A 12,007-nucleotide genomic window follows, 5' to 3' on the forward strand; every position below is an offset into this window, starting at 1 on the left:
CTTTCAGCGAACGCTATTGACCGGCACCTTACCGCTGATTTGGCTGGATGCACTGACGACGTTTCTCTACGAGTACTTTACGCTCAGCAGGAGCAGTCTGTCATTTATTGGTTAATCAACACGCGTGATAATAGAACGGATAAAAAGAGCTCAAAGGGGCTCTTTTTTCTTTGGAGGAGGGTTGTTGTGAAGAAAACAAAAGAAAAAAGGATTAATGGAAATGGTGTTATCCAGACACCATTTTATTACGGCTGGGTTATTGTCATTCTCGCAGGATTGTCTCACTTTTTTTCTGGACCTGGACAAACTTATTCAAATGCCATTTTTATTGATTATTACATAGAAGAATTTGGCTGGAGCCGCTCAACCGTGTCCGGTATTTATTCTTCAGCGACACTTCTTGCAGGGTTTTTATTGTTTATTATCGGTCGAATGATTGATAAAGTCGGTGCGCGAAAAATGGCAATTGCGGTATCCTTAATTTTAGCAGCAGCCAGTATATTTAATAGCTTTGTTATCAATTGGGTGATGTTGTTTATGGGGTTTTTCGCTATACGGTTGTTTGGTCAAGGATCAATGACGCTCGTACCAAATGCGTTGGTACCACAATGGTTTATACAAAAACGAGGTCGTGCACTTGGGTTAGCTGCATTAGGTGGGATGATTGGATCGGCTGCATTTCCGTTGATCAATGTTTGGTTAATTGAAGCATATGGCTGGCGGACGACTTGGCAAATTCTTGGCGCATCCATTGTCCTGTTTTTTACACCTTTAGCATTTTTCTTTATCCGAAATCAACCAGAAGATATCGGCTTGCTTCCAGATAATGGACCTCTAGTAAGAGATGAGGATCAACAAAAGCCGTTATCTTCAGATAGTAGTTGGACAGTAAAAGAAGCGAAAAAGACCCGCTCTTTTTGGCTCTTGTTGTTTTGTGTAGTGGTTCCTGCTTTGGTTAATACGGGAATGACTTTCCATTTGGTGTCTATTTTTTCAATTCAATCGTTAGCACCTGAAACAGCTGCGACTGTCTTGAGTTTAATGGCGATTATCGGTTTTCCAGTAACGTTTCTAGCAGGTTACTTGCTTGATAAAATACGTGTGCAGTGGATGTTAGCTTTTGTATTCGTTGGGGAAATCGCCTCAATTTTTTTATTAAAAGAAGCGGACCTGTTTTCAGGCGCGATTCTGTTTGCGGTTGTATGGGGCTTTATGTTGGGAATTGAACGGGTAACTCTGAGTGTTGTATGGCCGAATTATTTCGGTCGACAATACCTTGGTAGCATTACCGGTATTTCAATGGCCTTTATGGTCATTGGTTCTGCTCTCGGACCGTTACCGTTCGGCTTATTTTACGATTTCTTTGGCGGATATAAAGAAGTGTTATGGGCTATTATGATTTTCCCACTACTCGGTATTGTGGCGGCGTTACTAGCAAATCCGCCGGAAAAAGAAGGAATAGAAAACTAAGTTTAAAAAACAGAAAAGAGCAAGTGCTCTTTTCTGCTTTTTTAATTGCTTGCATGTTTTTTTTCAATGGCTAATAAAAAAGGGGGGGAATGTTGTTGGTTGATAAATTCGTATTTTAGCACATCAAACGTTTTTTGCGGGAGCGAGGAAACGAATTCCATAACAGCATCCCGTTCCTCACTGCCGCCTTCGTGTCCACTGTATACAACTACTAGCAATACGCCATTTATTTTCAAAAGGTCTAAACATTGTTTGAGAGCAGAGAGCGTACTTTTTGCTTTCGTAATAATGCTGTGATCGCCTTTTGGCAAATAGCCAAGATTGAAAACAGCAGCTGCAATGGGCTCTGACACATAGTCTTTTATTTTGGCATGGCTGTCATGAATAAGTTCGACGTGGTCAACGTCTTGCACGCGAATTCGTGTCGCGTCAATCGCTTCTGCTTGAATATCAAAAGCGAAAACTTTTCCGGTTGCTCCAGTTAAACCTGCAAGAAAGTGTGTATCATGTCCGTTGCCAGCAGTGCCGTCAATGACTATGTCTCCAGAAGAGACCACTTGTTCAAGCAATGATTTCGTAAAAGGCAATACACGTTGTACCGTCATGAAGTCACACTCCCTGTAGCCCGTTTACCTTGCCAACTTTCGCGGCGTGCGAGTTCTGCATCGATGCCGTTTAAGACTTCCCATTTGTTTGCGCTCCACATCGGACCAATCATTAAATCTATCGGGCCATCCCCTGTAATGCGTTGCACGACCATTTCAGGTGGCAACACTTCAAGTTGGTCGGCGACTAAGTTAATGTATTCTTGCTTTTCAAGAAACTCGACCATGCCTTTTTCATATTGCTTGACCATCGGTGTGCCTTTTAATAAATGCAACAAGTGGATTTTAATGCCTTGGACATCAAGTTTAGCCACTTCACGCGCAGTTTCCATCATCATGTCACGGTCTTCAAGTGGCAAACCGTTGATAATATGTGTACATACCCGGATGCCGCGCGTGCGTAATTTCGTTACGCCCTCGATATAAGCTTCAAAATCATGCGCACGGTTGACCAAAAGGGCCGTTCGCTCATGAACCGTTTGCAAGCCAAGTTCAACCCATAAATACGTTCGTTCGTTTAATTCGGCTAAATAATCTACGACATCGTCTGGCAAACAGTCCGGACGCGTTGCGATGCTTAACCCGATAACATTTTCTTGCTCAAGTGCCGCTTCAAACTTTTCTTTGATAACAGGCAAAGGGGCATGTGTATTGGTATAAGCTTGAAAATATGCCATGTACTTGGCATCTTTCCACTTGCGATGCATTTTTTCTTTGATTTGATCAAATTGCTCAGGAATCGAGTCCACACGGTCTCCGGCAAAATCACCAGAACCTGCGACACTGCAAAATGTACAACCGCCGTGTGCAACGGTACCATCCCGGTTCGGACAATCAAACCCCGCATCTAACGCGATTTTCATAACCTTAAAACCAAAATGATCGCGCAAATGGCGATTCCATGTATAATAACGTTTTCCATCAGATGAAAAAGGAAATTCTGTATTCACTCGTAACAACTCCTTAAACAACATTGTAGCATGCCGTGGAAACGATCAACAATGCTAGTGAAATGTAGCGCCGATATTTATGAATATTGCGTTTAGTGCGATAGTTTGTTTAAATTAGTTATGGAAGCGTTTTACTAATTACTTTTTAGTTGATGAGTCAGAGGAGGCATAATGGAATGAAACCGATTTACAGTTCTGCAAAAGAGGCAGTTGAACAAATTCAAGACGGTGCCACAATTATGGTGGGCGGTTTTGGGTTAGTAGGCATACCTGAACAACTTATTTTAGCACTAGTTGATAAAGGGATAACCAATCTGACCGTCATTTCCAATAACTGCGGTGTAGACGAATGGGGCCTGGGACTGCTACTTAAAAACAAACAAATAAAAAAAATGATTGGTTCTTATGTGGGTGAAAACAAAGAATTCGAACGTCAAGTATTGTCGGGCGAAATCGAAGTTGAATTGACTCCGCAAGGAACACTTGCTGAAAAAATGCGCGCAGGCGGAGCCGGAATTCCAGCTTTCTTTACACCAGCTGGCGTAGGCACAACAGTTGCAGAAGGCAAAGAAATTCGTGAGTTTGACGGCAAAGAACACGTACTAGAGCACGCTTTAAGAGCTGACTTTGCTTTAGTGAGAGCACATAAAGCCGATAAGATGGGGAACTTGATTTACAACAAAACAGCACAAAACTTCAATCCGCTTGCTGCAGCAGCTGGAAAAATTACCATTGCGGAAGTAGAAGAAATCGTGGAAATCGGTGACATCAATCCGAATCACGTTCAAACGCCAAGCATTTATGTACAAGGCTTGCTTCAAGCAGACCAAGAAAAACGCATCGAACGTCTTACAACACGCACTGTTTAAGAGAGGGTGGAGAAATATTGGATAAACAATTAGTCAGAGAACGCATTGCAAAACGCGCTGAAAAAGAAATCAACGATGGCGATTACGTTAACTTAGGAATCGGTATGCCGACTTTGGTAGCGAATTTCATTTCCGATAACAAAAGTGTTGTGCTTCAATCAGAAAATGGGCTTTTAGGAATCGGCCCTTATCCGACTGAAGACAATGTAGATCCGGATTTGATCAATGCTGGAAAAGAAACCGTAACGACAATCCCAGGATCGTCTTTCTTTACCAGTGCGGAATCTTTTGCGATGATTCGCGGCGGACATATTGATGTCGCCATTCTTGGTGGAATGGAAGTAGCTGAAAATGGCGACTTAGCCAACTGGATGATTCCTGGTAAAATGATTAAAGGCATGGGCGGAGCGATGGATTTAGTGCATGGTGCCAAAAAAGTCATTGTCATTATGGATCATGTGTCAAAAGACGGGTCTGCTAAAATCAAAAAACAATGTGATTTGCCGTTAACTGGCAAAGGCGTAGTCAACAAAATCATCACAGAGCGTGCAGTGATTGAAGTAACAAAAGGTGGTTTAGTGTTGTCAGAGGTATTTGAAGGCTTTACTGTTCAAGATATCATCGATTCTACAGACGCACCGTTGAATACGGAAAACGTCAAAGTTTCTTAAGCTATTGCGAAAAAACAGCGCTTCGTCTAAAATAGAGACAATAACCAATGACAGTGAAGAGGACTAGTAGTTTGTGTATTTTTGACAGAGAGCCGGCGGTAGGTGCAAGCTGGTAAAATGCGCAAGTGAACTCGCCTTGGAGTCCGTGTATGTGAAACTAAGTAAGATACACCGTTTTCCGCGTTAAGGAATCAAGTTGAGCGAGCAATCGCTAATTTGGGTGGTACCGCGGGAAAATCCCGTCCCTTATTTTTAAGGGACGGGATTTTTTTATTTTGAGGAGGAATCGGAAATGACATTCAATCACAAACTAGTTGAGAAAAAATGGCAAAAATATTGGCAAGATAATAAGACGTTTAAAATGGTGGATGACCCATCAAAACCAAAATTTTATGCACTAGATATGTTCCCGTATCCATCAGGTGCTGGACTTCACGTAGGACATCCAGAAGGCTATACGGCGACGGACATTTTAAGTCGTGTCAAACGCATGCAAGGGTACAACGTTCTTCACCCAATGGGCTGGGACGCATTTGGTCTACCGGCAGAGCAATATGCACTGGATACTGGAAATGACCCAGCTGAATTTACAGCTAAAAACATTGAAACTTTTAAACGTCAAATTCAAGAACTTGGATTTTCATATGACTGGGATCGTGAGATTAGCACGACAGATCCGTCTTATTACAAATGGACACAATGGATTTTTATTCAACTGTATAATAAAGGACTGGCGTATGTTGACGAAGTAGCGGTTAACTGGTGCCCGGCACTCGGTACGGTTCTTGCAAATGAAGAAGTCATTGATGGCAAATCAGAACGTGGAGGTCATCCGGTTGAGCGTCGTCCAATGCGCCAATGGGTGTTGCGTATTACAAATTATGCAGATCGTCTTCTTGAAGATTTGGAAGACTTGGATTGGCCAGAAAGCTTGAAAGATATGCAACGCAACTGGATTGGTAAATCAGAAGGCGCAGAACTGGAATTTCAAGTCGCAGACACGGAACATTCTTTCCGCGCATTTACGACACGCCCGGATACGATTTTTGGTGCGACTTATGCGGTACTAGCCCCTGAACATAAATTAGTAGCTGCGATTACAACAGCAGAACAACAACAGGCTGTTGAAAAATACATTGATGACGTTAAAACGAAAAGTGATTTGGAACGTACTGATTTGGCGAAAGACAAATCAGGTGTATTCACAGGCGCTTATGCAACAAATCCAGCGAGTGGTGAGAAAATGCCGATTTGGATTGCCGATTATGTATTGGCAACTTATGGAACAGGTGCCATCATGGCGGTTCCTGCTCACGACGAGCGCGATTATGAATTTGCTCAGCAATTCGATTTGCCAATTGTGGAAGTTGTATCAGGTGGCAATATCAAAGAAGAGGCCTATGCTGGCGATGGTGAATTGATCAATTCTGATTTCCTTAATGGATTGAACAAAAAAGAAGCAATCGAAAAAGCCATTGCATGGCTAGTTGACAAGAAAGTCGGCGACAAGAAAATTACGTACCGCTTGCGTGACTGGTTGTTTAGCCGTCAACGTTACTGGGGCGAGCCGATTCCAATCATCCACTGGGAAGACGGCACGATGACACCGGTTGAAGAAAAAGATTTGCCATTGATGTTGCCGGTAACGACGGATATTAAGCCAAGTGGAACTGGCGAATCACCGCTTGCTAATATTACGGACTGGGTCAATATTGTTCATCCAGAAACAGGCATGAAAGGGCGCCGCGAAACCAACACAATGCCACAATGGGCAGGAAGCTGCTGGTATTACTTGCGCTTTATCGATCCAACGAATGACGAAATGTTGGCAGACCCAGAACTATTGAAACGCTGGTTGCCGGTCGATGTTTATATCGGCGGTGCAGAGCATGCAGTGCTTCATTTGCTGTATGCCCGTTTCTGGCATAAAGTGCTTTACGATATCGGTGTGGTTTCAACAAAAGAACCTTTCCAGAAATTGTTTAACCAAGGTATGATTCTGGGCGAAGGCAACGAAAAAATGTCGAAATCAAAAGGCAATGTTGTGAATCCAGACCAAATCATCGAAAGTCACGGAGCAGATACATTGCGCATGTACGAAATGTTTATGGGACCTCTTGAAGCATCAATTGCTTGGTCGACAAACGGACTAGATGGCTCTCGTCGATTCCTAGATCGCGTTTGGCGCTTGTTGATGGATGAAGATCAATTGAGTGCGAAAGTCACGGACACAAACGATGGCAAAATGGAAAAAGTTTATCATCAAACCGTGAAAAAAGTCACGGACGATTTTGAAGGGCTCCGTTTTAACACGGCTATTTCACAAATGATGATGTTCATCAATGAAGGCTACAAAGTCGATTCGATTCCGAAAGAATACGTAGAAGGCTTTGTGAAATTACTGTCGCCAATCGCACCTCACGTAGCAGAAGAACTGTGGCAGAAATTGGGTCATGAAGGATCTATTTCTTACGAAAATTGGCCGCAATTCGATGAATCGAAAATGGTCGACGATGAAGTCGAAGTTGTAGTTCAAGTAAACGGCAAAGTAAAAACTAAGCTGTCAATCGCTAAAGACAGCTCAAAAGAACAACTAGAAACAGCTGCACTTGCAGACGAACAAGTCCAGAAAGCGACAGAAGGTAAACAAGTACGTAAAGTCATCGTCATTCCAGGGAAATTGGTTAACATCGTAGTAGGCTAACAAAGAAAAGCGGAGTCTTCCGGTAGCTCCGACAAGCTTAAGGCAGACTGGCGAAGTGGCGTTTTGCCACACAGCCGGGCTGACTTAAGACTCGAGGAGCTGGAAGACAAAGTCTAGACAAAGAAAAGCGGAGTCTTCCGGTAGCTCCGATAAGCTTAAGACAGACTGGCGAAGTGGCGTTTTGCCACACAGTCGGGCTGACTTAAGACTCGAGGAGCTGGAAGACAAAGTCTAGACAAAGAAAAGCGGAGTCTTCCGGTAGCATTTATTAAAGCGAATAACAAAAGAGGCAGATCGGAGAAGTTCCGGTCTGCCTCTTTTGTGTTGTTACCAGTAGCTTGTTTGTCTTTATGAACGGCTTTGGCCAATTTTGATAGGACATAAGCTTTAATGTGATTTAATGGTACAAAAAATAGACTAAGGGCTTTTAAGAGAACGAGTGAAAAGCAATCACTTAGAGCAGGTTATTCAAAATAGACACTTCTTATTTGTTTGAAAACTAACTCTTTTTCTTTTTACCAAAAGCACGCCCAATTAACAAGGCGCCGAAAATGATGAGCAGTGGAAGGGAGTAGACTAGCAACAGAACATACTCGGTTACGTCACCCATAGCGTTTAACCTCCGCCTTCTCTTTAACTTTCTTTGGCAAATTGTGCTGCGCTTTGTCCGGCTACGTTGCCTGTGACTAATGCAGACGTGATATTGTAGCCACCCGTGTAGCCGTGAATATCTAAAATTTCACCACAGAAATACAATCCAGGTTTCTTTTTAGAAGCCATCGTTTTGGGTTCGATTTCTTTGATCGATACACCGCCACCCGTAACAAACGCTTTTTCAATCGATTGTGTACCGTTAACAAACATTGTAAAAGCGGTTAGCTGTTGAGCCATTGCGCGTACTTTGTCACTTGGCAATTCGGCACCAGTCAGTAATGGATCAATTTCTGCACGCCCCATAAGAAACAGCAACCAACGTTCTTGCGCTAAACTTTTCCAAACATTTTTCAATGATTTTTTGGGTTCGTCTTTCATCATACTGTTTAACAGCTGAAAGGCAGATTCTGCATTTTCATCTGGCAAGGTATTGATACGCATTTCAACTGGGTGACCACCATTTTTTTTCATTTCTTTGACAACGTATTGGCTACAACGCAAAATTGCAGGACCGCTCAATCCAAAATGCGTAAACAGCATATCCATTTGATGTGTGACAAGCACTTTGCCTTTTTTGTTTAATACGGTTACAGCGGCATCGCGTAAAGCCAAACCTTGAAGCTCGCGACTGACGATAAACGGTTCTTTTGATAAAAGGGGTACTTCAGTTGGATAAAGCTCTGTCACCAAATGACCTGCTTTTTCTGCCCACGGGTAGCCGTCTCCAGTAGAGCCAGTTTGTGGCACGGCTTTGCCTCCAACCGCTACAACTACTGCTTTCGCCGTATATTCTTCACCTGTGTGCAGACGAACACCGGTTACTTTTTCATCGGTCATTAATAATTTTTTCACAGGTGAATCCAATAAAATGGTGACGTTGAGTCGTTCCATTTCTTTAAACATGGCATCTGCTACGTCCTGTGCCCGATTAGAAACGGGAAACATGCGGCCATGGTCTTCTTCTTTTAGGGCAACACCAAGTCCTTCAAAGAAGGAAATAATATCTTCGTTATCGAATACAGAAAAGGGGCTATGAAGAAAACGTCCATTCCCTGGAATGTGTTTAACAATTTCATCGAGTGGCAATCGATTGGTGACGTTGCAACGTCCACCGCCAGATATAATTAATTTTTTTCCTAATTTTTTACCTTTTTCGATCAGCAATACTTTTTGGTTAATCGAAGCTGCGGCAATAGATGCCATTAAGCCGGAGGAACCTCCGCCTATGATTATAACGTCATACATAGAATAAGAACTCGCTTTCGTTTTTCTCTCAAGTATACACGATGCAGCGAAACACGTTGAGTAATTTCTTCTATAGGTGTAAACTATCGTGTAGATTGTTTTTATCACGAACAAGTCAGGAAGTGTAAAATGTCATCATTAATTAAAGGTACAGCCATCTTAACCTTGGGTCTATTTTTATCGAAAATCCTTGGCGTTCTTTATATCATCCCGTTTTATAGCATGGTAGGAAAAGACAATATCGGACTTTATCAATATGCGTATATCCCGTATAACTTGATGCTGGCACTGGCTATTTCCGGTGCACCGATTGCGTTCTCGAAATTTACCGCGAAATACAATTCTCTCGGTGATTATGAAACCGGCAGGCGATTATTAAAGTCAGGTCTTTTGACAATGATGATTACTGGTTTTGTGTCGTTTCTTTTACTTTACATCTTCGCAGAACCACTAGCGCGCATCACCATTTCTGAAGATGAGCTTATTTATTCAGTAGGCGACATTACTGAAGCCATTCGCTGGGTCAGCTTTGCATTAATTGTCGTGCCGTTTATGAGTTTGTGGAGAGGATTTTTCCAAGGCTATAATTACATGATGCCGACCGCTGTTTCACAGTTAGTGGAGCAAATCGTTCGTATTATTTTCCTGTTAGGCGGATCTTATGCAGTAATTTATATCTTCGGAGGTACACCAAAAACGGCGATTCAATTTGCTGTGTTGTCAGCTGCAGTTGGGGCACTTGGTGGTGTTGTGACGCTAGCCTATTTCTGGAAAAAGAAAAAGCCTGAATATAATCGTCTGTTAGCGAACTCCGTTGAATCGTACGATGTAAAGTTACGTGATATGTACAAGGAGATTTTGATTTACGCGGTTCCAGTTATTTTCCTAGGAATTGCCAATCCGTTATTCCAATTTGTTGATTTGATGACATTTAACCGAGCGATGAGCTCGGGTGGGAATGTCTCTGAAATCGATCTTCTTGGAATTTTAAATTTGACTGCTCATAAGCTAGTCATGATTCCTGTGATGCTCGCAACTGGCTTTTCAATGGCATTGATTCCATTGATCACCAAACATTTTACGCGTCGTGAATATCTTCAAGTATCGCGAACACTCGATCAATCAATACAGTTACTACTATTCTTGACATTACCGGCTGTTATCGGTATGACGATGCTGTCTGATGAGTTATACCATGTCTTTTACGAGGTCAGTGATGTTGGATCTGAAATCCTGGCACATTATTTACCAGTAGCAATTTTATTTTCGGCTTTCCCAGTCACCGCTTCTATTTTACAAGGGATTAACAAACAAAAATGGATTATTATCAACTTGTCGATAGGTTTATTATTAAAAGCAGTATTAAATACACCGTTGATCGAACGCTTTGAAACAGACGGTGCTATTGCTGCAACGATTATTGGCTATTTAGTAGCGATTGGTATGAACATGGTGGTCATCGCTAAAACCATGAATTACCGTTCGCAAATGGTTGGAAGACGTGTTATTTTAATCGTCATCTTAAACGTGATTATGGCGGGAGCGGTTTTCTTAGCGATGTCGGGATTAGATCTATTTATAGGCATGGACAATAAATTATTATCAATGTTGCGCTTACTTTTAGTTGGTGGTGTGGGAATAGTTGTTTATGGTTATCTTGGACTGAAAACAGGACTAGCACAAAAGTTAATGGGATCAAAAATAACGAAAATTTCTCGGAAATTAGGCTTTTAGGAGTGACACAATGCGCATAGATAAATTCCTTTCGAATATGGGTTTTGGCTCTAGAAAAGAAGTTAAAATCCTACTGAAATCAACTGCAGTGGAAGTGAACGGGGAAATTGTCCGTGATCCAAAAATACATGTAGATGAACAGACAGATCAAGTAGCAGTAGAAGGCGAAGCGGTTGTTTATACTGAGTTTATCTACTTGCTGATGAACAAGCCGCAAGACGTCATCTCTGCAACCGAAGATAAATACGACCAAACGGTAATCGATTTATTGGGAGAACAAGAACAGCATTTCGAGCCGTTTCCGGTTGGGCGACTGGACAAAGATACTGAAGGTTTTTTGTTGCTGACGAATGACGGCAAGTTAGCCCATGAATTATTATCACCCAAAAAGCATGTAGACAAAACTTACTTTGCAGTAATTGAAGGACAAGTCACAGAAGAGGATGCAGAAGCATTCAAAAAAGGTGTAGCGCTCGACGATGGTTACGTGACGAAGCCAGCTAGTTTAAATATAATTGAGACTGGTGCCGAATCTAAAATCGAATTGACGATTACTGAAGGCAAATTCCATCAAGTTAAACGGATGTTCGAAAGTGTCGGCAAGCGGGTAGTTTATTTGAAACGTTTGTCGATGGGACCTCTGAGTCTTGATCCAGAGCTTGGTCTTGGAGAATACCGTCATTTAACGGAAGAAGAAGTAACTAGTTTAAAACAAAGAAAATGACCGCATAGCTGCGGTCATTTTCTTCGTTTAGGAAATTGTTTAAGACGTCATTTTCACTTTCCGTTGCGTCGTTGTCCATTTGCCTCGAGTTGGGCTGGTCACCAAGTCGTTAAAGGCTAACACATTCAAATCTCTTTGAATGGTGCGAGGAGTGATGCCGAATTCATCGACAAGATCTTGCGTCGTTACAGTCCCGTTGTCGAGAATGTACTTATACATATCTTTAATTCGAATGAGCATGCGATCGGTTGTGGGTTTCATAATAATAGAACCACTCCTTCATCTTTTTTCCCATTGGCAAAGACTAGCGGACGATAGGCTGAGATTTATACAGCTGGTTTATGATTGATGCCAAAGACAGCCCCTTTTCCTAAAATAGTG

Annotated in this window: 10 protein-coding genes and 1 other annotated feature; of the genes, 6 read left to right on the forward strand and 4 right to left on the reverse strand. The window is 42.2% G+C overall.

All coding sequences use genetic code 11. From position 1 onward, the window contains the following. Positions 1-186: 186 nt before the first annotated feature. Positions 187-1,470 carry an MFS transporter gene (locus QMF37_RS03995; protein ID WP_078080274.1) on the forward strand — a complete coding sequence of 428 codons (1,284 nt, stop codon included), beginning with the start codon at positions 187-189 and terminating at the stop codon, positions 1,468-1,470. A 41-nt stretch (positions 1,471-1,511) separates the two neighbouring features. Here QMF37_RS03995 and mnmM read toward each other — a convergent pair whose 3' ends face one another. Continuing rightward, positions 1,512-2,075 carry a tRNA 5-(aminomethyl)-2-thiouridylate-methyltransferase MnmM gene (gene mnmM / locus QMF37_RS04000; RefSeq protein WP_071154614.1) on the reverse strand — a complete coding sequence of 188 codons (564 nt, stop codon included), beginning with the start codon at positions 2,073-2,075 and terminating at the stop codon, positions 1,512-1,514. After that, on the reverse strand, positions 2,072-3,049 hold the full coding sequence (gene mnmL / locus QMF37_RS04005; RefSeq protein WP_211272187.1) for a tRNA modification radical SAM protein MnmL/YtqA: 978 nt from the start codon (positions 3,047-3,049) through the stop codon (positions 2,072-2,074). Before mnmL ends, mnmM begins: the two co-directional genes overlap by 4 nt. Positions 3,050-3,201: 152 nt before the next feature. Between mnmL and QMF37_RS04010 the strand changes: the two genes are divergently transcribed. From QMF37_RS04010 to leuS, 3 genes are all read left to right on the forward strand, one after another. Then, positions 3,202-3,894 (forward strand): CoA transferase subunit A, encoded by a 693-nt coding sequence (locus QMF37_RS04010; protein WP_078080276.1) that lies wholly within the window; start codon positions 3,202-3,204, stop codon positions 3,892-3,894. A 17-nt stretch (positions 3,895-3,911) separates the two neighbouring features. Then, a complete protein-coding gene (locus QMF37_RS04015; protein WP_071154613.1) occupies positions 3,912-4,565 on the forward strand; it encodes a 3-oxoacid CoA-transferase subunit B in 654 nt (217 codons plus the stop codon). Between the two features lie 44 nt (positions 4,566-4,609). Further along, positions 4,610-4,815: a binding site (T-box leader), on the forward strand. A gap of 42 nt (positions 4,816-4,857) precedes the next feature. Then, complete coding sequence (gene leuS, locus QMF37_RS04020; RefSeq protein WP_078080277.1) at positions 4,858-7,269, forward strand: leucine--tRNA ligase; 2,412 nt, start codon at positions 4,858-4,860, stop codon at positions 7,267-7,269. A 633-nt stretch (positions 7,270-7,902) separates the two neighbouring features. On the opposite strand, the gene QMF37_RS04025 is transcribed toward leuS, so the two are convergent. Beyond that, complete coding sequence (locus QMF37_RS04025) at positions 7,903-9,168, reverse strand: BaiN/RdsA family NAD(P)/FAD-dependent oxidoreductase (RefSeq protein WP_078080278.1); 1,266 nt, start codon at positions 9,166-9,168, stop codon at positions 7,903-7,905. Positions 9,169-9,297: 129 nt separating this feature from the next. Here QMF37_RS04025 and QMF37_RS04030 point away from each other — a divergent pair, with 129 nt between their 5' ends. Together QMF37_RS04030 and QMF37_RS04035 are read left to right on the forward strand one after the other, a co-directional pair. Beyond that, complete coding sequence (locus QMF37_RS04030) at positions 9,298-10,902, forward strand: putative polysaccharide biosynthesis protein (RefSeq protein ID WP_071154612.1); 1,605 nt, start codon at positions 9,298-9,300, stop codon at positions 10,900-10,902. Between the two features lie 10 nt (positions 10,903-10,912). Further along, the gene (locus QMF37_RS04035; RefSeq protein WP_071154611.1) at positions 10,913-11,626 is read left to right on the forward strand and encodes a pseudouridine synthase; all 714 of its coding nucleotides are present in this window, start codon (positions 10,913-10,915) and stop codon (positions 11,624-11,626) included. Between the two features lie 39 nt (positions 11,627-11,665). On the opposite strand, the gene QMF37_RS04040 is transcribed toward QMF37_RS04035, so the two are convergent. Next, entirely contained in the window at positions 11,666-11,887 is a 222-nt protein-coding gene (locus tag QMF37_RS04040) for a DeoR family transcriptional regulator (RefSeq protein WP_058385785.1), read from the reverse strand. Positions 11,888-12,007: the final 120 nt, after the last annotated feature.

The organism is Planococcus sp. S3-L1 (genome assembly GCF_030063085.1).
GTDB lineage: Bacteria > Bacillota > Bacilli > Bacillales_A > Planococcaceae > Planococcus > Planococcus kocurii.